18 protein-coding genes and 1 pseudogene are annotated in these 19886 nt (G+C 68.8%); 17 read left to right on the top strand and 2 right to left on the bottom strand.

Translation table 11 applies throughout. The annotated features are described in order from the left end of the window. The first annotated feature begins 105 nt into the window (after positions 1 to 105). The 8 genes and pseudogenes from JI752_RS07255 to JI752_RS07220 all read left to right on the top strand — a co-directional run bounded on the left by JI752_RS07255 (position 106) and on the right by JI752_RS07220 (position 9951). Positions 106 to 1152 (top strand): rod shape-determining protein, encoded by a 1047-nt coding sequence (locus JI752_RS07255; protein WP_137833221.1) that lies wholly within the window; start codon positions 106 to 108, stop codon positions 1150 to 1152. Positions 1153 to 1321: 169 nt separating this feature from the next. Then, positions 1322 to 2392, top strand: a complete 1071-nt coding sequence (gene mreC, locus JI752_RS07250) for a rod shape-determining protein MreC (RefSeq protein WP_216961296.1) — start codon at positions 1322 to 1324, stop codon at positions 2390 to 2392. Next, a complete protein-coding gene (mreD, locus tag JI752_RS07245) occupies positions 2389 to 2874 on the top strand; it encodes a rod shape-determining protein MreD (protein WP_216961295.1) in 486 nt (161 codons plus the stop codon). Before mreC ends, mreD begins: the two co-directional genes overlap by 4 nt. Before the next feature lies 1 nt (position 2875). Further along, a pseudogene (gene mrdA, locus JI752_RS07240) lies at positions 2876 to 4735 on the top strand (penicillin-binding protein 2); the annotation flags it as partial. 332 nt (positions 4736 to 5067) lie between these two features. Then, on the top strand, positions 5068 to 6180 hold the full coding sequence (gene rodA / locus JI752_RS07235) for a rod shape-determining protein RodA (protein ID WP_216961289.1): 1113 nt from the start codon (positions 5068 to 5070) through the stop codon (positions 6178 to 6180). Positions 6181 to 6317: 137 nt separating this feature from the next. Beyond that, the gene (gene mltB / locus JI752_RS07230) at positions 6318 to 7439 is read left to right on the top strand and encodes a lytic murein transglycosylase B (protein WP_345777328.1); all 1122 of its coding nucleotides are present in this window, start codon (positions 6318 to 6320) and stop codon (positions 7437 to 7439) included. Further along, on the top strand, positions 7439 to 8677 hold the full coding sequence (locus JI752_RS07225) for a septal ring lytic transglycosylase RlpA family protein (protein WP_254200219.1): 1239 nt from the start codon (positions 7439 to 7441) through the stop codon (positions 8675 to 8677). Before mltB ends, JI752_RS07225 begins: the two co-directional genes overlap by 1 nt. Positions 8678 to 8736: 59 nt before the next feature. Then, positions 8737 to 9951 (top strand): D-alanyl-D-alanine carboxypeptidase family protein, encoded by a 1215-nt coding sequence (locus JI752_RS07220; protein ID WP_216961284.1) that lies wholly within the window; start codon positions 8737 to 8739, stop codon positions 9949 to 9951. An 84-nt stretch (positions 9952 to 10035) separates the two neighbouring features. Here JI752_RS07220 and JI752_RS07215 read toward each other — a convergent pair whose 3' ends face one another. Beyond that, a complete protein-coding gene (locus JI752_RS07215) occupies positions 10036 to 10329 on the bottom strand; it encodes a hypothetical protein (protein WP_216961281.1) in 294 nt (97 codons plus the stop codon). A 234-nt stretch (positions 10330 to 10563) separates the two neighbouring features. Here JI752_RS07215 and JI752_RS07210 point away from each other — a divergent pair, with 234 nt between their 5' ends. The 6 genes from JI752_RS07210 to JI752_RS07185 all read left to right on the top strand — a co-directional run bounded on the left by JI752_RS07210 (position 10564) and on the right by JI752_RS07185 (position 16638). Further along, positions 10564 to 10842 carry a DUF493 family protein gene (locus JI752_RS07210; protein ID WP_216961279.1) on the top strand — a complete coding sequence of 93 codons (279 nt, stop codon included), beginning with the start codon at positions 10564 to 10566 and terminating at the stop codon, positions 10840 to 10842. After that, positions 10830 to 11522, top strand: a complete 693-nt coding sequence (lipB, locus tag JI752_RS07205) for a lipoyl(octanoyl) transferase LipB (protein WP_216961276.1) — start codon at positions 10830 to 10832, stop codon at positions 11520 to 11522. Before JI752_RS07210 ends, lipB begins: the two co-directional genes overlap by 13 nt. 58 nt (positions 11523 to 11580) lie before the next feature. After that, positions 11581 to 12594 carry a lipoyl synthase gene (gene lipA / locus JI752_RS07200; RefSeq protein WP_216961273.1) on the top strand — a complete coding sequence of 338 codons (1014 nt, stop codon included), beginning with the start codon at positions 11581 to 11583 and terminating at the stop codon, positions 12592 to 12594. Between the two features lie 271 nt (positions 12595 to 12865). Then, positions 12866 to 15127: a carboxy terminal-processing peptidase gene (locus tag JI752_RS07195; protein WP_216961271.1), complete on the top strand. Its 2262-nt coding sequence runs from the start codon at positions 12866 to 12868 to the stop codon at positions 15125 to 15127. Positions 15128 to 15259: 132 nt separating this feature from the next. Further along, positions 15260 to 16090 (top strand): methylated-DNA--[protein]-cysteine S-methyltransferase, encoded by an 831-nt coding sequence (locus JI752_RS07190; protein WP_216961268.1) that lies wholly within the window; start codon positions 15260 to 15262, stop codon positions 16088 to 16090. A gap of 101 nt (positions 16091 to 16191) precedes the next feature. After that, on the top strand, positions 16192 to 16638 hold the full coding sequence (locus tag JI752_RS07185) for a universal stress protein (RefSeq protein ID WP_216961265.1): 447 nt from the start codon (positions 16192 to 16194) through the stop codon (positions 16636 to 16638). 101 nt (positions 16639 to 16739) lie between these two features. On the opposite strand, the gene JI752_RS07180 is transcribed toward JI752_RS07185, so the two are convergent. Next, positions 16740 to 17234, bottom strand: a complete 495-nt coding sequence (locus tag JI752_RS07180; RefSeq protein ID WP_216961262.1) for an Lrp/AsnC family transcriptional regulator — start codon at positions 17232 to 17234, stop codon at positions 16740 to 16742. 240 nt (positions 17235 to 17474) lie between these two features. On the opposite strand from JI752_RS07180, the gene yedA reads away from it, so the two are divergent. Genes yedA through JI752_RS07165 form a run of 3 tightly spaced genes read left to right on the top strand, consistent with a single transcriptional unit; the run spans position 17475 to position 19835 of the window. Next, positions 17475 to 18413, top strand: coding sequence for a drug/metabolite exporter YedA (yedA, locus tag JI752_RS07175; RefSeq protein ID WP_216961258.1), 939 nt, complete (start codon positions 17475 to 17477; stop codon positions 18411 to 18413). Continuing rightward, positions 18410 to 19321 carry an EamA family transporter RarD gene (gene rarD / locus JI752_RS07170; protein WP_216961255.1) on the top strand — a complete coding sequence of 304 codons (912 nt, stop codon included), beginning with the start codon at positions 18410 to 18412 and terminating at the stop codon, positions 19319 to 19321. The genes yedA and rarD overlap by 4 nt, the downstream gene beginning before the upstream one ends. A 13-nt stretch (positions 19322 to 19334) precedes the next feature. Further along, positions 19335 to 19835, top strand: coding sequence for a DinB family protein (locus JI752_RS07165; protein WP_216961253.1), 501 nt, complete (start codon positions 19335 to 19337; stop codon positions 19833 to 19835). The last annotated feature ends 51 nt before the right edge of the window (positions 19836 to 19886 follow it).

The raw sequence follows: 19886 nt of genomic DNA, 5'->3' as shown, positions 1-19886 counted from the left end.
GCGCAGGAAGTACCGGGAAATCCGGGTTTTTTCCTTGCTCGACAAGGGGGGCGTTGTTAGGCTAGCGAACCCCTCGCTCGCCCCTCATTCCACGGCCGATCCTCGATGTTCAAGAAGTTTCGCGGCATGTTCTCCAACGACCTGTCCATCGATCTGGGCACGGCCAACACCCTTATCTACGTGCGCGGCCAGGGCATCGTGCTGAACGAGCCGTCGGTGGTCGCCGTCCGCCAGGACCGCCTGATCGGCGGCAACCGGACCGTCGCCGCGGTCGGCAGCGAGGCCAAGATGATGCTCGGGCGCACCCCGGGCCACATCACGACCATCCGCCCGATGAAGGACGGCGTCATCGCCGACTTCACCTATACGGAAGAGATGCTCAAGCACTTCATCCGCAAGGTGCACAAGAGCCGTTTCCTGCGCCCGAGCCCGCGCGTGCTGGTCTGCGTGCCTTGCGGCTCGACCCAGGTCGAGCGCCGCGCGATCAAGGAATCGGCCGAAGAAGCCGGTGCCCGCGAGGTCTACCTGATCGAGGAGCCCATGGCGGCCGCCATCGGCGCCGGCATGCCGGTGACCGAGGCGCGCGGCTCGATGGTCGTCGACATCGGCGGCGGCACCACGGAAGTGGCGGTCATCGCGCTGAACGGCATCGTCTATTCGGCCTCGGTCCGCATCGGCGGCGACCGCTTCGACGAGTCGATCATCAGCTACGTGCGCCGCACTTACGGCACGCTGATCGGCGAGGCCACGGCCGAGCGCATCAAGCTCGAGATCGGCTGCGCCTACCCGCAGCAGAAGGCCGCCACGGTGGAAGTCTCCGGCCGCAACCTCGCCGAGGGCGTGCCGAAGATGATCACCATCAACTCCAATGAAGTGCTCGAAGCGCTGCGCGAGCCGCTGGCCGGCATCGTCTCGGCGATCAAGCTGGCACTGGAGCAGACCCCGCCGGAACTGTGCGCCGACGTCGCCGAGCGCGGCATCGTGCTCACCGGCGGTGGCGCGCTGCTGCGCGACATGGACCGCCTGATCAGCGAGGAAACCGGCCTGCACGTGCAGGTCGCCGACGACCCGCTGACCTGCGTGGCCCGAGGCGGCGGTCGCGCGCTGGAACTGGTCGACATGCACGGCAACGAGTTCTTCGCGCCGGAATAAGCCGCAGAAGGGGAATCGGGAATCGGGAATCGTTGCGGCTGCGCTGCGGCGTTCCCGGCCTGGTCCCAGTACAAGCATGCCGGGCGGGGCGGGGTGCTCCGCCGGCATGGCAAGCGCACAGGCGCGACGCTCTCCTACTCTCCATTCCCGATTCCCCATTCCCGGCCCCATGCCCACCTACGCCGGCCCACCCACCTCAGCACGTCCCGGTGACGTGGCCGGCACGCTCAAGCTGCTGGCCTACCTCGCGCTGGCGGTGGTGCTGATCGTCCTGGACCACCGGGGCGGCTGGCTCGCGCAGGCGCGCCAGCAGGTGACCCTGCTCGTGCAGCCGCTGTGGATGGTCGCCGGTTGGCCCGGGCAGGTGGTGGAGCGCATCAGCGAGGATGCCGGCACGCTCACCCAGCTCACCGCCGAGAACCGCCGCCTGCGCAACGACCTGATGCTCAATCAGGCGCGCATGGCCCGCCTGCAGACGCTGGCATCCGACAACGCGCGCCTGCGCGGACTGCTCGACGCCGCCGAGCGCGGTCGCCTCGACGTCAAGCTGGCGCCGATCCTGGACATCGACCTGGACCCCACGCGGCAGCGACTGGTGCTCAATGCCGGTACGCGCGACCGGGTGGAGGTCGGGCAGAACGTGATCGACTCCGGCGGCCTGCTCGGCCAGATCATCGCCGTGACGCCGATGTACGCGAACGTGCTGCTGCTCACCGATCCCTCGCACGCGGTGCCGGTGGCCGTGGCGCGCAATGGCGTGCGGCTGGTGGTGTACGGCGAAGGGCGCAGCGACCGGCTGCGCCTGACCAGCGTGCCGCTCTCCAGCGACGTGAAGGTCGGCGACGTGCTGGTCACCTCGGGCCTGGGCGGCCGCTTCGCGCCGGGGTTCCCGGTCGGCACGATCGCCTCGCTCAAGCCCGACGACAGCCGCGCCTTCCTCGTCGGCGAGGTGACGCCGGCCGCGCAGCTCGACCGCGGCCGCGAGGTGCTGGTGCTGCTGTCGATGCCGAACCCGCTGCCGGCCGCCACGGCGTTCACCCCGTCGGATGCCGGCGCAGCGCCTGCCGCGGGCGGAGCCGCGACGGCGGTGTCGCCGGTCGTGCCTGCTGCGACGGGCGGAACCGCGCCAGCGACCCCGACCCCGTCCAGCGGGCCGGCCACGCAGGCCGCACCGAATGCGCCCGCGTCCGCGCCGGTCCAACCGCCGCGCCCCAACGCGCCGCCGGAGGCCCGCCGATGAGCCGCGTCCGTCCGCAATGGGTGCTGCCGCTCAGCATCGTCGTGGCGCTGATGCTGGGCCTGCTGCCGCTGCCGCCGGCCCTGCAGCCGCTGCGGCCGTTCTGGCTGGCGCTCGTGCTGGCCTACTGGGTGATCGAAGACCCCGACCACGTCGGCCTGGGCGTCGCCTTCATCGTCGGGCTGCTGGGCGATCTGGTGTACGGCAGCCTGTTCGGCGAACACGCGCTGCGCCTGGTCGTGATGGCCTACATCCTGCAGCGCTTCCGCGCGCGGCTGCGCTTCTTCCCGATGTCGCAGCAGGCGCTGGCGATCGGCGGCCTGCTGTTGAACGACTGCATCGTCATCGCGGCGATTCACCTCGCCGTCGGCGAACGCACGCCGCTGCCGCTGACCTGGCTGTCGCCGCTGACGGGCCTGCTGCTGTGGCCGTTGGTGTACGTTGGCCTGGATTCCCTCCGTCACGGCCGCTGGAGGGCGCGCTGAGATGGGCCCGCGTCGTCGCGTCCTGAAGAACAGCGCAGCCGAAGCCAACCAGTTCCGCCTGCGCTCCGCGATCGCCTTCATCTGCGTGCTGGCGGCGCTGGCCGGGCTGGGCTTCTGGTACTTCCGCCTGCAGGTCCTGCAGCACGCCGACTACGCCACGCGCTCGGAAGCCAACCGCATCAAGCTGCGTCCGGTGGTGCCGGGCCGCGGGCTGATCCTGGACCGCAAGGGCCGCGTGCTGGCCGACAACGTGCCGGCGTACCGCATCGAAGTGACGCCGTTCGAAGCCGGCAAGACCGACACCTGGCTGCCCTCGCTGGCGAAAATCATCGCGCTGACGCCCGAGGACAAGGCGCGGTTCGAGGACGAGCGTCGCGCCACGCGCGGCTTCAAGCCGATCACGCTCAAGCTGCGCGTCACCGAGGACGAGGCCGCGCGCTTCGCCGTGGACCGCTGGCGCTACCCCGGCGTGGACCTGGTGCCCTACCTCAACCGGCGCTATCCCTACGGCGAACTGCTTTCGCACGTGATCGGCTACGTCGGCCGCATCGACGCCGACGACCTCAAGGACCTGGGCGAGGGCGGGGCCGCGCTGACCCACGTCGGCAAGACCGGCCTGGAGCGCTATTACGAGGAAGCGCTGCGCGGCAAGGTCGGTTACGAGCAGATCGAGACCAACGTCGACGGCCGGCCGATGCGCCAGGTCGGGCATGTTCCGGCCACGCCGGGCGCCGACCTCAAGCTCAGCATCGACCTGGACCTGCAGCAGGCGATGGTGACGGCGTTCGGCGACATGGACGGCTCGGCCGTCGCCATGGACCCGCGCACCGGCGAAATCCTCGCCATGGTCAGCCTGCCGGGCTACGACACCAATCTGTTCGTCAACGGCATCTCCAACGTCGACTACCGCGCGCTGATGGACAACCCGTCGCGCCCGCTGTTCAACCGCAACGTGCTCGGCGGCGGCCCGCCGGGCTCGACGGTGAAGCCGCTGATCGCGCTGGCCGGCCTGGACAGCGGGCTGCGCACGCCCGAGTCGAAGGTGTTCTCCACCGGCACGTTCTACATCCCCGGGCAGAAGCGCGGCTGGCGCGACGCGCACGGCGGTGCGGGCTGGACGGACCTGCGCAAGTCGATCGCCGCGTCGGTGAACTTCTACTACTACAAGCTCGCCTACGAGATGGGCATCGAGCGATTCGACGAATACATGCGCAAGTATGGATTCGGCGCGCCCACCGGCATCGACCTGTCGGGCGAGAACAAGGGCGTGGTGCCGTCGCCGGACTGGAAGCGCAAGCGAACCAAGGAGCCGTGGTACGCGGGCGAGACGGTCAACGCCGGCATCGGCCAGGGCTACTGGATCGCCACGGTGCTGCAGCTGGTGCGCGGCACGGGAGCGATCGCCAACGGCGGCGACCTGATGCGACCGCACCTGGTCTCGGAGCGCCGCGACGGCTACGACACGCCGTGGGTGCCGTTGCCGCAGCCCGCGCCATCGCGCATCACCGACAACGCCAGCAACCTGCGCGCGGTGCAGGAAGGCATGATCCAGACCATCCATGGCGCCGGCGGCACCGGCCGCGCGATGGCGATCGGCGCGCCGTACATGATGGCCGGCAAGACCGGCACCGCGCAGAAGATCAGCCGCAAGGGCAGCCAGAGCTTCGATCCGCATTCGCTGCCCTACCACCTGCGCCACCAGGCGCTGTTCGTGGGCTATGCGCCGGCCGACAACCCGACCATCGTGGTGGCGATCTCGGTCGAACACGGCGGCTTCGGTGGCAGCACCGCGGCGCCGATCGCGCGCAAGATCTTCGATGCCTGGCTGCTGGGCAAGATGCCCGATCCGGTGCCGACCGATCCCAAGTACACGCGCCCGGCCCAGCCGCATGCGGCGCCGGTGACTGCGGTCGCCGGCACGGCGGCCGGTCCGGTGCCGACGTTGCTGCCGGTGGCGGGAACGCCCGTCGCGGCGGGCGCCACGGCTGTATCGAGCCCCTCTCCCGCTGGCGGGAGAGGGGTGAGGGCGAACGAAGCGGCCGTGGTGACTTCAACGCCGCCGGCGCCCTTGCCCTCATCCGCCCTCCGGGCACCTTCTCCCGCAAGCGGGAGAAGGGAAGCGCCGCAGCCGGGACAATCGCAACCGCTGTCGCAACAGCCACCGCAACCCACCCCACCGCAGGAACCCACCCGATGAGGCTGATCCTGCGCTGGCTGTTCGACCTGCTCGTGCGCTTCGCGCGCACGCTCGATCTGCCGCTGCTCGGCGCGCTGCTGGCGCTGATGGTGATCGGCCTGGCGGTGCTGTACAGCGCCGCCGATCACGCCATGGGGCTGGTCGTGCGCCAGGGTGCGTTCTTCGTCGCCGGTCTGGGCGTGATGTGGGCGCTTTCGCGCGTGCCGCCCAACCAGCTGCGCAACTGGACGCCGCTGGTGTTCGGCGCCTCGCTGCTGCCGCTGGTGCTGGTGCTGCTGATCGGCACCGGCAAGCACGGCCGCCACTGGATCAACCTCGGCGTGGTCTACGTGCAACCGGCCGAGCTGCTCAAACTCAGCCTGCCGATGATGGTCGCGTGGTACCTCGATCGGCAGGCGTTGCCGCCGCGGTTCCGCACGGTGCTGATCGCCGGCGTGCTGATCGCCGTGCCGACCGGCCTGATCCTGCTCCAACCCGACTTCGGCACCGCGATGCTGGTTGCCACCAGCGGCGCGTTCGCCCTGTACCTGGCGGGACTGCCGTGGTGGTGGTTCGGCATGGCGTTCGGCGCGGTCGCGGCCGTGGCGCCGGTCGCGTGGTTCTGGCTGCTGCGCCCGTACCAGAAGGACCGCATCCTCACCTTCCTCAATCCCGAGTCCGATCCGCTGGGCACCGGCTGGAACATCATCCAGTCGAAGATCGCCATCGGCGCGGGCGGCCTCACCGGCAAGGGCTGGGGGCAGGGCTCGCAGTCGCACCTCAATTACCTGCCCGAGCACACCACCGACTTCATCTTCGCCGTGCTGAGCGAAGAGTTCGGCTGGATCGGCGTGGGCACGGTGCTGGCGCTGTACCTGTTCGTGATCGGCCGCTGCCTGTGGATCGCGGCGGAGGCGCGCGACGGCTATTCGCGACTGATCGCCGGGGCGCTCGGCCTGGCGTTCTGCGTGTACGTGATCGTCAACGGCGGCATGATCTCCGGCCTGCTGCCGGTGGTCGGCGTGCCCATGCCGCTGTTGAGTTACGGCGGCACGTCGGCCGTCTCGCTGCTGGCGGGATTGGGCGTGGTGATGGCCGTTCGCGCGCACCGGCCGATCTACGCGCGCTGACACACCTGTTCATCGTGCAGGGCAGGGCCGCGCGAACCTGACTCGATGCCCTGTCCTGCATGAACGTGCGGTTCTGGCCATCCGGAGCGCGTGCTACCCTCGCGTCGATGACCCGACGCCACTTAATCCGTAGCGCCGTGATCAGCGCGTCCTTTCTCGCGTTGGCCGGTTGCGCCACCCAGGCCTCCGCGCCCGTTCCGCAGACTTCCACCCCCGCCGCTCCGGCCAGGCCGGTGCCGGGCACGCCTGCGCTGCCCGATCCGGTGCTGCAGCAGCCGCTGGACCTCGCGCGTGCCGCGTTCGTTCGCGAGACCGCCGCGCAGTACGGAATCGACCCGGCCTACATCGAATCGGTGCTGGCGAAGGCGCAGATCCGCGACAGCATCGTCGCCGCGATGTCCAAACCGGCCGAAGCCAAGCCGTGGCGCGACTACCGGCCGATCTTCATCACCCAGTCGCGCATCGACGGCGGCCGCGCCTTCCTGGCCGAGCACCGCGAAGAACTCGCACGCGCTCAGGAGAAGTACGGCGTCCCCGCCGAAGTGATCGTCTCCATCATTGGCGTGGAAACCAACTACGGCCGCAACACCGGTTCCTATCCGGTGCTCGATGCGCTGTACACGCTGGCCTTCGCCTATCCGCGCAGCGGCGATCCGGCCAAGCTGGATCGCGAGAACCGCCGCGAAGCGTTCTTCCGCGGCGAGCTGGCCCAGTTGTTCGCGCTGGGCAAGGAAACCGGACTGGACATCACCGCGCTCAAGGGCAGCTACGCCGGCGCGATGGGCTGGGGCCAGTTCATGCCGTCGAGCTACCGCGAGTTCGCGGTGGACGGCAACGGCGACGGCAAGCGCGATCTGTTCAACAACCTCGACGACGTCTTCGCCTCCATCGCCAATTACTTCGTGCAGAAGGGCGGCTGGGTGCGCGGCGGGCCGGTGACGGTGCGCGCCAATGCGTCGGCCAATGCGCAGCCGATCGAGCCGGAAAGCCTGGATCCGCTGTACACGATGAGCGACCTGGCCACGCGCGGCTTCCGCCCGCTGCAGCCGGTGACGCCGCCGGAACAGAACGCCACGGTGGTGAAGCTCGACGGCGATGCCGGGCCGGAGTACTGGTTCGGCTTCCGCAACTTCTACGCGATCACCCGCTACAACATCTCCAAGCACTACGCGATGGCGGTGTACCAGTTGAGCCAGGCGATCGCCGGCAACGGTGATGCGCCGGTCGCGGCCGCACCCGCAGGACAGCCGTCCGCATGATGCGCCTGCCTGCCCTCGGCACCGTGGCCGCCCGGACGCTCCTGGCGGTCGCGGTGGTCTGTCTCGCCGCCTGCGCGAGTTCGCCGAAGAAGTCTGCTTCGCGGCCCACAGCCGCGCCGGATCGTGGCGGCGTGCATCACGCACCGCTTCCCGGAAGCAAGAAGAAATCGCCTTACGCCCCGGCCCAGGAAGACCCGAACACGCGCGGCCACTACACCGCCGGCGGGCTCTACAAGCCGGGCGTGAAGGACACCACGCCGGACTACGTGCCCGACGTCGATTCCATCCCCGAGCCCGAGGTCACGAACGAACCGCGTTCGGCCGTGGGCAATCGCCCCAGCTACGTCGTGCTCGGCAAGACCTACAAGGTGATGGACGACACCAAGGGGTATGTGGAGCGCGGCACGGCCTCGTACTACGGGCAGAAGTTCCATGGACGCCGCACGTCCAACCTGGAGGTGTACGACATGTACGCCTTCACCGCCGCGCACAAGACGCTGCCGCTGCCGAGCTTCGCGCGCGTGACCAACCTCGACAACGGCAAGTCGGTGGTGGTGCGCGTCAACGACCGCGGCCCGTTCCACGAAGGGCGCGTAATCGACCTCAGCTACGCCGCCGCGGTGAAGCTGGGCATCACCCAGAAGGGCACGGGCAAGGTCGAAGTGCGTGCGCTGAAGCCGGGCGACGACGCGCCGATCTACGCCTCCGCGCCGGAGCGGCCGACTGCCCAGCCGACGCCTCAGCCCACGCCCCCCGCACCGCAGAAGTCGCCCAGCGCTATGGACCGCCTTGTCGCCGCGATCCCGGTCGGCACCGCCGGCGCCGCCGTGTTGCCTCCGGGCGTGCGCATCGCCACCGGCAAGCCCACGCCGATGAACGCGAACGGTGGCAAGTTTGCCGGCGCCGTCGCATCGGTCCAGTCCGCTGCCCCGAGCCCGGCCGTCACCGCGCCCATCGCCCTCCCCGCCGCCACGGTGCCGGTCGCGGCCCCCGCGTCGGCCGGTGGCGACAAGGTCGTCTTCCAGGTCGCCAGCTTCACCGCCCGCGCCAACGCCGACCGCGCGCTGACCCGCCTGCGCGAGGCCGGCATCGACACCGCCCAGCTCAGCGACGCCAGCGCCAACGGCCAGACCATCTGGCGCCTGCGCGTCGGTCCGCTGCAGGCCGCCCAGGCCACGGAACTCGCCGCCCGCATCGCCGGTCTGGGATTCGGGCAGCCGCAGCGCGTCCGCGACTAGAATTCTTCCCACTCTTGCCAATGGCCGGCCTGACGCCGGCGCCCGGAGCCGTACCGAAAATGAAAGTCCCCGCTCTCGCCAGAGCCGCCGTCGTCGCGGCCGCTGCCACCCTCGTGGCCGGCCTCGCGCTCGCCCAGACCACGCCCGCGCCGCGCACCGCGCTGCCGGCCGCCAGCGAATCGCTGCCGGTGCCGCCGCCGCCGAAGATCACCGGCACCGCCTGGGTGCTGATGGACGCCGCCAGCGGCAACATCCTGGCCGGCGAGAACTACGACACCCGCCTGGAGCCGGCGAGCATCACCAAGGTGATGACGAGCTACGTGATCGCCGCGGAAATGGCCGCCGGCAAGGTCAAGGGCGACGACCAGGTCATGATGACCGAGAACGCCTGGCGCGTCGGCGGCGCCGGCACCGACGGCAGCTACTCCGGCTTCGAGGTCAACAAGACCGCGCCGCTGCTGGAGATGGAAAAGGGCATGGTGGTGCAGTCGGGCAACGACGCCGCCATCGCGCTGGCCGAGCATGTCGCCGGCAGCACCGACGCCTTCGCCGCGCTGATGAATCAGTACGCCGCGCGCATCGGCCTGAAGAACAGCCACTTCGTCAACCCGACGGGCCTGTCGGATCCGGAGCACTTCTCCACCGCGCGCGACCTGGCGCTGCTGGGCCGCGCGCTGGTGCACGATTTCCCGGTCGCGTACTCGTACAACCGGATCAAGGAATTCACGGTCGGCCCGATCACCCAGTCGAACCGCAATCGCCTGCTGTGGCGCGATTCCACCGTGGACGGCATCAAGACCGGCCATCACTCCGGCGCCGGCTATTGCCTCATGGCGTCGGCCAAGCGCGGTGACCAGCGCCTGATCTCGGTCGTCATGGGCTCCACGTCCGACGACCAGCGCACCAACGACAGCCAGGCGCTGCTCAACTGGGGCTTCCGCTTCTTCGAGACGCACAAGCTCTACGACACCGGCAAGGCCGTGGCGAAGCAGAAGGTGTGGAAGGGCGCGTCCGACGAAGTGCAGCTGGGCGTCGACGAACCGCTGCTGGTAACCGTGCAGCGCGGCAAGTACAACCAGCTCAAGCCGATGATGGACGTGCCCAAGACGCTGGTCGCGCCGATCACCAAGGGCCAGAAGATCGGCACGGTGAAGGTGATGCTGGACGGCAAGGTCGTCTCGCAGCGTCCGCTGGTCGCGCTCAACGCGGTCGAGCAGGGCGGCTTCTTCAAGCGCCTGTGGGACGAGTTCTGGATGTGGTGGGAGTCGGACTGATCCGACCTCGCACTCACATAGCAAAAAGGCCGGCGCAAGCCGGCCTTTTTTGTTGGGCGTGTCTTGTTGGGCGTGGAACCGGCGTCAGAGCAGCATCGCGGCCAGCATCGGCAAAGGCACGCAGGCGTAGCCGAACAGCCAGCCGATCACCGCGCTGTGGCGGCCCTGTCGCAGCAGCCGGGCGGTGACGAGGTACGTCGCCATGGCCAGGGCGTACAACAAAGCGATGCACGGTGCCGCGATCGCGAGCGCGTCTGCCGTGCCGGTCTCGCCATAGCCGGCGACCATCAGCGACAGGATCAGCGCCAGCGCGGCCAGGGCCGAGGTGTGGACGGCCAGCAGCGCGATCAGCGCGCGGTGGGAGAACGCAGGGGTCATGGGCCGGGCCGGTGTTCGAGCCCGCGAAGTCTCGGCGCGCGCGCCGTCCGTCGAAATAGGACGAAGTCTGAAGAGGCCGCGAGGCAGGCGCCGCGTCGCGAACGAGGGGCGGTCGGCACGTGTCCGTCTTCGTCCGGATGAACAGGAAGTGCGCTTGGCGGCCTGACGCTGCAACGCCTGTGCAGGCCGGAAACCGGGTTGGGTTTGCCGGGGGGCAGACCCATAATGACCGCCATGGAAATCAAATCCGACAACCCGGAACACGGCTTCCAGTTCCCCGGCACGTTCGAGTTGAGCGCCATGGGCGCGGCCGAGAAGGACCTGGAAACGGTGCTGCCGACGCTGCTGCTGGATGCAGGCATCGAAGTCCTGCACGAAACCGTCAACTGGAAGCTGTCGAGCAACGGGCGCTATGTGTCCGTGCGGATCAGTTTCCGTGCGACCAGCCGCGAGCAGTACGACCTGGCGCATCAGGTGCTGCGCGAACACCCGGAAGTGAAGTGGACGCTCTGAGCGAGCCGGTCGTCGTCGCGCCCGAGCCGGCGCCCACCGTGCCCTCGGCCCGCCTGCGCGACCTGGGCCGCCGTGCCTACGAGCCCGTCTGGCACGCCATGCAAGCCTTCACCGACGCGCGCACGGCGGACACGCCCGACGAACTGTGGCTGGTCGAGCACGACCCGGTGTTCACCCTCGGCCAGGCCGGCAAGGACGAGCACGTCCTGTTTCCCGGCGACATCCCGGTGATCCACGTCGACCGCGGCGGCCAGGTGACCTACCACGGCCCCGGCCAGATCGTGCTGTACCCGCTGCTCGACCTGAAGCGGCTGAAGGTGGGCGTCAAGGAATACGTCCACCGGATCGAGCAGGCCATGATCGACACGCTGGCCGACTGGAACATCCTCGCCCAGCGCCGCGACGGCGCCCCGGGCGTGTACGTCAACGACGCCAAGATCGGCGCGCTGGGCATCCGCGTGCGGCGCGGCTGCACCTTCCACGGCCTGGCGTTCAACATCGCCATGGACCTGGAGCCGTTCCAGCGCATCAACCCCTGCGGCTATCAGGGGCTGCAGGTGACCTCGATGCTAGACTTGGGCGGCCCGTCCGGGCTGGATGCGGTGAAGCCGGTGCTGATCGAGCACGTCGCCCGCCAGTTCGGCCTCGACGTCCAACCGGCCCCGCCGCCGACGTTCTGACCCCCATTCCGACGCGCTCCGCAGACCGGGGCCGCCGCTCCAGAGATCCACGCACGCCATGACCGAGTCCGCTTCCAAGACCATCCCGCTGTCGGTGGTGAGTGGCGACGCCGCGCCGTCCACGTTGCAGCCCGGCGTGAAGCAGGTCGCCGGCGACAAGATCGCGCGCTCGCCGGTGCAGTTCGCCGACGCGCCGGTGCTGCGCAAGCCGTCGTGGATCCGCGTTCGGATTCCCTCCGGCAACTCGGTGCAGCAGCTCAAGGCCAAGCTGCGCGAGAACCGCCTGGTCACGGTCTGCGAAGAGGCCAGCTGCCCGAACATCCACGAGTGCTTCAGCCACGGCACGGCGACCTTCATGATCCTCGGCGAGGTCTGCACCCGCCGCTGCAGCTTCTGCGACGTCGCCCACGGCCGTCCGAAGCCGCCGGATCCGGCCGAACCGCTGAGCCTGGCGACCACCGTCGCCGACATGAACCTCAAGTACGTGGTGGTCACCAGCGTCGACCGCGACGACCTGCGCGACGGCGGTGCCCAGCACTTCGTCGACTGCATCGCGGCGATCCGCCACCACAGCCCGCGCACCAAGATCGAGGTCCTCACGCCCGACTTCCGCGGCAAGGGCCGCATGGAGCGCGCGCTGGAAATCCTGGCGACGAACCCGCCGGACGTGTTCAACCACAACGTCGAGACCGTGCCGGACCTGTATCGCAACGTCCGCCCGGGCGCCGACTACCAGTGGTCGCTGACCCTGCTGAAGAAGTTCAAGGCGCAGCACCCGGAAGTGGCGACCAAGAGCGGCATCATGCTGGGCCTGGGCGAGGCCATGGAGCAGGTGCAGGCCACGCTGCGCGACTTGCGCGCGCACGACGTGGACATGATCACCATCGGCCAGTACCTCCAGCCCAGCCCGCACCACCATCCGGTCCTGCGGTACTGGACGCCGGAGGAGTTCAAGGCGCTGGAGGAGTACGGCATGAGCCTGGGCTTCACCCACGTCGCCTCCGGCCCGCTGGTCCGCTCCTCGTACCACGCCGATCGCTCCGCGATGGAAGCCGGCTTCGTCGCCGCCTGATCGGCCTTGTTCCGCTCACGCGCCTTTGATCGGGAAAGCCCGAGGCTTACCCCTGCCTGACCGCTGCCCGTCGCCCAGCTGAACACGCAGCCATGAATGGGCGAAATGCGGCTGGCGGCACGCTAATTCCCGTGGACGGCGGGTGACAGCCGCCGCAACTTTCGGCACTGTGGGATTGTCCAAACGCCGTCCATTCTGCGTTTGACTCCTCAGGTTCTTCCTGATCTGCAACCCCTATGACGGCTGCTCCTCGGCCGCGCGAAGCCTCTCGATGAAAGCCAAAACCGCACCTGCCTCCGTCCTCGTCGCCTTCCTGCTGACCACGCCCGTGGCGTTGCTCGCGCAGTCCGACAGTGCTGCCGACAAGAAGACCTCGCAGGTCGAACTGCCGGAGCGCGAGAAGCCGAACCTCATCAAGTCGATGGAACCGTCGCCGCTGCCGCGCGCGGCGACCGCCGACCAGACCACGGCCGCCAAGCTCGTCTACGGACTGCTTTCCGACAGCCGCTACGCGTACCGCCCGGTCACGCTGGACGACATGCTCTCGGCCGACATCTATAAGCGTTACCTGGAAGCGCTCGACGGCGGCAAGCAGTTCTTCACCGCGCAGGACATCGCCAAGTTCGATGCCTACAAGCTGAAGTTCGACGACGCGATCAAGAGCGGCGACCTCGCGCCGGCCTACGCGATCTTCTCGACCTACAAGCAGCGCGTCGATCAGCGTGTGGGCTATGCGCGCAACCTGCTCAAGCAGGACATGTTCGATTTCACCGGCAGCGACCGCTACGAGTACGACCGCGAGGACGCACCGTGGGCGACCGATAATGCCGCGCTGGACTCGCTCTGGAAGGCGTCGGTGCGCAACGACTATCTGCGCCTGAAGCTCGCCGGCAAGAAGCCGGAGGAGATCCGCAAGACGCTGGACAAGCGTTACACCAACATGGGCAAGTCGATCGCCGAGCTCAAGGGCGAGGACGTGTTCCAGACCTTCCTCAACAGCTACGCCAACTCGGTCGATCCGCACACCGACTACTTCACGCCCAAGACGGCCGACAACTTCAACGTGTCGATGTCGCTGTCGCTGGAAGGCATCGGCGCGGTGCTGCAGAAGCAGGACGACGTGGTCGCGATCCGCGAGATCGTGCCCGGCGGCCCGGCCAGCAAGTCCAACAAGCTCAAGCCCGGTGACCGCGTGGTCGGCGTGGGCCAGGGCGACAGCGGCCCGATGGAAGACGTGATCGGCTGGCGCATCGACGATGTCGTCGCCAAGATCCGCGGCAACAAGGGCACGAAGGTGCGCCTGGACGTGATCCCGGCCGAAGCCGGCCTGGACAGCCAGCCGCAGCGCCTGGTGCTGGTGCGCGACAAGGTGCGCCTGGAAGACCAGGCCGCCAAGTCGAAGGTCATCACCATCCCCGGCAAGGACGGCGCACCCGAGCAGCGCATCGGCGTGATCGAACTGCCCGGCTTCTACCAGGACTTCGAAGGTCGCCGGAAGAACAGCAACGATTACGCCTCGGCCACGCGTGACGTCGCCAAGCTGCTGGAAGAGCTGCGCGGCAAGAAGGTCGACGGCGTCGTGCTCGACCTGCGCAACAACGGCGGCGGCTCGCTCAATGAAGCCATCGAACTCACCGGTCTGTTCATCGACCGCGGCCCGGTCGTGCAGGTGCGCGAGTCCGGCGGCCGCGTGAGCGTGGAAGGCGACAGCGACACCGGCATCGCCTGGGAAGGCCCGCTGGCGGTGCTGATCAACCGCGGTTCGGCTTCGGCATCGGAAATCTTCGCCGGCGCGATCCAGGATTACGGTCGCGGCCTGGTCATCGGCGAGACGAGCTTCGGCAAGGGCACGGTGCAGAACCTGGTCGACCTCGACCGCTGGCCGGCCAACGAAGAAGCGCGCTTCGGCCAGGTGAAGCTGACCATCGCGCAGTTCTTCCGCGTCAGCGGCGGTTCCACGCAGAACAAGGGCGTGGTGCCGGACGTGGCCTTCCCGGTTTCGGTCGACGCCAGTGAGTACGGCGAGAGCACGTACGACAACGCGCTGCCGTGGACGCGCATCTCGGCCGTGCCGCACACCACCTACGGCAACTTCAGCCCGCTGCTGCCGAAGCTGGAAACGCTGCACACCACGCGCATCGCCAACGACAAGGAATTCCAGTGGTGGAGCGAAGACGTCGCGCAGTTCCGCGAGGAGCGCGCCAAGAAGTGGGTGAGCCTCAACGAAGCCGAGCGTCGCGCCGAGCGTGACAACGAGGACGCCAAGCGCAAGACGCGCCAGGAACAGCGCAAGGCGCTGGGCCTGGACCTGGACCCGCTGGCCGACGACTACAACGACGACGGCCTGGCCGCGAACGAGCGCGACATCGCCAAGGATGCCGAGCGCGAGAAGCTGGCCGACAAGCGTCCGGACCCGCTGCTGCGCGAATCGGCCGCGATCCTGGCCGATGCCGTGCGCCTGTTGAACAACGACCGCCAGCTCTCGGCGCAGGTGCTGCCGACGGCCACGACGGCCGGCCACTGGGCCGACTGACGGGTTCCCAGGCTGCGCGCGAATCGCCCCCTGACTCAGGGGGCTACGTCTCGCGGGCCGCCAGTGCATCCGAGGCGGACATCGCAAAGAACGGATAGCGGGCGCCTCAGGGCGCCCGCTACGCTTTGGGCCATGAACACGGCACGCCAACTTCGCGACAAGCTCGACCACGCCCGCCGCCTGCTCGACGACGGCGAGCCGACGCTGGCCGACCTCGCGGTCGCCGTCGGCCTCAGTGCCTCGCACCTGCAACGCCAGTTCGCCGCGCGCTTCGGCCTCAGTCCGGCGCAGTATCTCGCCCAGCGCAAGCTCGGCGCGCTGAAGGGCGCGCTGCGCGAAGGCAGCGACGTCAGTGCCGCGCTGTACGACGCCGGCTACGGCTCGCCTTCGCGCGTGTACGAAGGCGGCGCGGCGAAGCTGGGCATGACGCCCGCACGCTACCGCGCCGGCGGTGCGGGCGAGCAGATCCGCTGGAGCATCGCCGACACCGCGCTGGGGCAGGCGCTCGTCGCCACCACCGAGCGCGGCATCTGCACGATCGAACTCGGCGACGATGCGGCGGTGCTGGAAGCGCGTCTGCACGAGGAATTCCCCAAGGCGCAGCTCGAACGCGTGGATGCCGGTCGCGATGAATTCCTTGCGCCGCGCCTGCGCGCCGTCGCCGATGCGCTGGCCGGCAAGCAGGCGCAGGTGCCGGTGGACCTGATCGGCACCGCGTTCCAGAAGAAGGTGTGGGATGCGCTGATGAAGATCCCGCGCGGGCAGACGCGCAGTTATGCGCAGATCGCGCAGCAGATCGGCCATCCGAGTGCGTCGCGCGCTGTCGCCAACGCGTGCGCGAACAACCACGTCGCCATCGTCGTGCCTTGCCATCGCGTGATCCGCGGCGACGGGTCGCTCGGCGGCTATCGCTGGGGGCTTCCGCTCAAGCAGCGGGTGCTGGAGCGCGAACAGGCGGCGTAGTGCCCCGCCGTCCGTCGCGACGATGACGCGGGATTGATCCGGATCAAACATCGGTGCGCAGGCCGCGGGAAGGTGGGGGTACATCCACCCCGGAGTGCGCCATGTACCACCACATCTGCATCCCGACCGATGGTTCGCCGCTGTCCGATCACGCGGTCGAACAGGCCTTGTTACTGGCGCATGCATTGCACGCGCGGGTGACGGCGTTGTGCGTGACCCAGCCGCTGCACGTCTTTGCGGTGACGCCGGAGCAACTGGTCGTCAGCGGCGAGGAGTACGGGCGCAGCGCGCAGGAGGCCGCGTGGCGCCACCTGCGTACCGTGATCAGCCGCGCGCATGAACTGGCCGTGCCGTGCGAGCCGATCGTCGTGGAAGACGAATTTCCGTACCAGGCCATCATCGCCACCGCCGCCGATCGCGGCTGCGACCTGATCGCCATGGCCTCGCACGGGCGTCGCGGCATCAAGGCGCTGGTGCTGGGGAGCGAAACGCTGAAGGTGCTGACGCACTCCGCGATTCCCGTGCTGGTGTATCGCGCCGAAGCATGATGGCGTGACGAAGGCGCCTCCGCGCCCAGCAACGTTTCCTGCCGACATTGCCCGACCTCTCCCATTGCAGGAGAGGTCCACGCGCAGCGCGCCTCGCCCCGCTACCGCTTCCGCTTCACCGGCGCCCGCGTCGGCACGTGTAGCCCGGTCTTCACCACGTCGAACACCATCCGCGTCTCGTAGCGTTTGATGTTGCCTTCGTCCATGAAGAGCCGATCGGCGATCTCGCGGCAATGCGCAACGCCCGTGGTGCACAGGATGACCAGGTAATCCCACTCGCCGGCCAGTGAGTAGCACTGTTGCACCTCCGGCGCGGCGCGCATGCGATGGTGGAACGCGGCGTGCAGCTTGGCCGACTCGCGCTCCATGGCCACCAGCACGGTCGCCAGCGTGGTGGTGCCCAGCAGCGCCGGGTCGAGCACCGCGATCTCGCGCATCAGTCCATGCCGGCGGTAGCGCGTGATGCGCCGCTGCACGGCGCTGGCCGACAGCCCGACCGCCTCGCCGAGCGTCGTCAGCGTAGCGGCCGAATCGCGCTGCAGGAGCTCCGGCAGGCGATGGTCGAATTCATCCAGTGCGAGCGGCGATGCGGGCATGCAAAATTTTTGCGCGCAAGCGCATGATTAATCAAGCATGTCGCGGGGCGGTGGCGTTACGCTTGATGCATCCGAACGACCCCAGGCACCGCGCGCGCAGCGTCCTTCGCAAAGGATGCTCCGACCAGCGCGGTGCCCGTGGTGTCTTCGGTGCAGACGGGCCGCAACGCTGTGTTTCGACGGCCCGCTGTTCACGAAAGCAGTTGCAGTGCCTCACCTCCCCCCACGTCCGGAACCCGCATGAGCACCGCTGCACCCACCGTCGACCGGGCCGCGCCCGGCGCGCTGGCCGTCGCCTTCGCCCTGGCCTCGGTCTACATCCTCTGGGGCTCGACCTACCTCGCCATCCGCTTCGCGTTGGAGAGCTACCCGCCGTTCCTGCTCGGTGCCGGTCGCATGTTCCTGGCCGGGCTGATCATGTATGCGGTGCTGCGCGCGCGCGGCGTGCCGTCGCCCACCGGCAAGCAGTGGCGCACGCTGTGGATCCTCTCGATCTGGATGGTGCTGTTGTCCAACGGCCTGGTGAACCTGGCCGAGACCGAGGTCGGCTCCGGCCTGGCCGCGATCGCGGTGGCTTCCATGCCGCTGTTCGCCGGCGTGTTCGCGATGCTGCGCGGGCGGCATCCGTCGAAGATCGAATGGGTCGGCCTGATCATCGGCTTCCTCGGCGTGCTGTGGCTCAACGCGGGCAGCGAACTGTCGTCGTCGATGCTGGGCCTGGTGTGCCTGGTCATCGCGCCGATCGCCTGGGCCTGGGGCTCCATCTGGAGCCGCGACCAGGACCTGCCGCAGCCCTTCATGTCCGCCGCCGGGCAAATGCTCACGGGCAGCATCTGGATGCTGATCGCCGCGATGATCCACGGCGAGCGCATGACGCAGATGCCGTCGCTGTCGGCCACCGGCGCGATGCTCTACCTCGTCGTCGCCGGCTCCATCTTCGGCTTCACCGCCTACATCTGGTTGCTGCATCACGTGCGCCCGGCGCTGGCGACCAGCTACGCCTACGTGAATCCGCCGATCGCGGTGATGTTCGGCGCGCTGCTCGGCGGCGAGCATTTCACCGCGCACGATCTGGGCGCGATGGCGGTGATCCTGGTCGGCGTGGTCATCATCACGCTGGCGAAGGCGCGCGCATCGCGGCCGGTCGCACCGGCGCCGACCTCGGAGCCGGCGGCATGAACGACGCCCACGCCACCCGCAACGGGCTGTGGATCGCGGCGGCCTCATTCGTCCTGTGGGGCCTGATGCCGTTGTACTGGCACCTGCTCAAGGCGGTGCCGTCACTGCAGATCGTCCTGCATCGCATCGTGTGGAGCGCGCTGCTCGTCGCCGGCTGGCTGGCGTGGAAGCAGGGACGCGGCTGGCTGCGCGCGGCGCTGGCGCGCCCGCGTGCGGCGTGGATGCTCGGGCTGAGCGGCCTGCTCATCTCGGCCAACTGGGGCCTGTACGTGTGGGCCGTGAACGCCGGGCATGTCGTCGAGAGCAGCCTGGGCTACTTCATCAACCCGCTGATCAGCGTGGTGATGGGCGTGGTGTTCCTGCACGAGCGCCTCAACCGCGTGCAGTGGGTGTCGGTCGCACTCGCCGGGCTCGGCGTGGCGTGGTTGACCTGGCAATACGGGCAGCCGCCGTGGATCGCGCTGGGACTGGCGCTGACGTTCGGGCTGTACGGACTGATCCGCAAGCTGGTCGCGGTGGATGCGGTCAGCGGTCTGGGCGTGGAGAGCGTCTATCTGTTCCTGCCCGCGCTGGCGCTGCTGCTGTGGAGCGAGACGCACGGCGGCGGCGGTTTCGTCGGCGGTTACGGCCTGGGCGCGGACCTGCTGCTGATCTTCGCCGGCGCGCTGACTGCGTTGCCGCTGATCGGCTTCGCCTACGCCGTGCGCCGCGTGCCGCTGTCGGTGGTGGGCCTGATGCAGTACATCGCGCCGACGATCCAGTTCCTGCTCGGCGTGCTGTTCTTCGGTGAAGCCTTCGATCGCGACCGCGCGACCGGCTTCGTCTTCATCTGGATCGCGCTGGTGATCTTCGCCGGCGAAGGCCTGTGGCGTGCGCGGCGTCAGTCGGCGCTGCCCGCCACGGCATAAGAGGAGCTACGTCATGGACAAGACGACACTGAGCGCGCTGGCGCTATTCCCCCTGCAACTGGAAGCGCACTACAAGGCGATTCCGGCCGAATACCGCCACTGGACGCCGCCCAGCTGGGACGGTATTCCCAGCGAGCACTTCACTGCGATCGAACAGTTGTGCCACGTGCGCGACATCGAGATCGAGGGTTACCACGAGCGCATCCGCCGCACGCTGGAAGAATCGCATCCGCTACTCCCGTCGATCGACAGCGAACCGCTGGCCGTGGAGCGCCGCTACGGCGATGCGGACGCGGATGCGGTGCTGCACGATTTCCGCGATGCGCGTGCGCGCACGGTGGAGACGATCACGCGGCTGGACGCGGCGCAGCTGGCGCGCACGGCGCAGTTCGAAGGTTATGGGCCGCTGACGCTGCGCAGCCTCGTGCACTACCTGTGCAGCCATGATCAGCAGCACCTGGCGGGATTGCAGTGGTTGCTGGGGAAGATCGAGTCGGAGCGGGTGGTGGTGTAAGGCGCAGTCGCCGCTGCGGCTTGTTCAAGCCGTCATCCCCGCGAAGGCGGG

It is taken from the genome of Lysobacter sp. MMG2, assembly GCF_016735495.2.
In the GTDB taxonomy this organism is placed as follows: domain Bacteria; phylum Pseudomonadota; class Gammaproteobacteria; order Xanthomonadales; family Xanthomonadaceae; genus Lysobacter_J.
This window is presented reverse-complemented; position numbering and strand designations above follow the sequence as displayed.

Coding starts and splice junctions, on each gene's coding strand:
- JI752_RS07255 (WP_137833221.1), top strand. CDS start 106: ATGTTCAAGAAGTTTCGCGGCATGTTCTCCAACGACCTGTCCATCGAT.
- mreC (WP_216961296.1), top strand. CDS start 1,322: ATGCCCACCTACGCCGGCCCACCCACCTCAGCACGTCCCGGTGACGTG.
- mreD (WP_216961295.1), top strand. CDS start 2,389: ATGAGCCGCGTCCGTCCGCAATGGGTGCTGCCGCTCAGCATCGTCGTG.
- rodA (WP_216961289.1), top strand. CDS start 5,068: ATGAGGCTGATCCTGCGCTGGCTGTTCGACCTGCTCGTGCGCTTCGCG.
- JI752_RS07225 (WP_254200219.1), top strand. CDS start 7,439: ATGCGCCTGCCTGCCCTCGGCACCGTGGCCGCCCGGACGCTCCTGGCG.
- JI752_RS07220 (WP_216961284.1), top strand. CDS start 8,737: ATGAAAGTCCCCGCTCTCGCCAGAGCCGCCGTCGTCGCGGCCGCTGCC.
- JI752_RS07215 (WP_216961281.1), bottom strand. CDS start 10,329: ATGACCCCTGCGTTCTCCCACCGCGCGCTGATCGCGCTGCTGGCCGTC.
- JI752_RS07210 (WP_216961279.1), top strand. CDS start 10,564: ATGGAAATCAAATCCGACAACCCGGAACACGGCTTCCAGTTCCCCGGC.
- lipA (WP_216961273.1), top strand. CDS start 11,581: ATGACCGAGTCCGCTTCCAAGACCATCCCGCTGTCGGTGGTGAGTGGC.
- JI752_RS07195 (WP_216961271.1), top strand. CDS start 12,866: ATGAAAGCCAAAACCGCACCTGCCTCCGTCCTCGTCGCCTTCCTGCTG.
- JI752_RS07190 (WP_216961268.1), top strand. CDS start 15,260: ATGAACACGGCACGCCAACTTCGCGACAAGCTCGACCACGCCCGCCGC.
- JI752_RS07185 (WP_216961265.1), top strand. CDS start 16,192: ATGTACCACCACATCTGCATCCCGACCGATGGTTCGCCGCTGTCCGAT.
- JI752_RS07180 (WP_216961262.1), bottom strand. CDS start 17,234: ATGCCCGCATCGCCGCTCGCACTGGATGAATTCGACCATCGCCTGCCG.
- yedA (WP_216961258.1), top strand. CDS start 17,475: ATGAGCACCGCTGCACCCACCGTCGACCGGGCCGCGCCCGGCGCGCTG.
- rarD (WP_216961255.1), top strand. CDS start 18,410: ATGAACGACGCCCACGCCACCCGCAACGGGCTGTGGATCGCGGCGGCC.
- JI752_RS07165 (WP_216961253.1), top strand. CDS start 19,335: ATGGACAAGACGACACTGAGCGCGCTGGCGCTATTCCCCCTGCAACTG.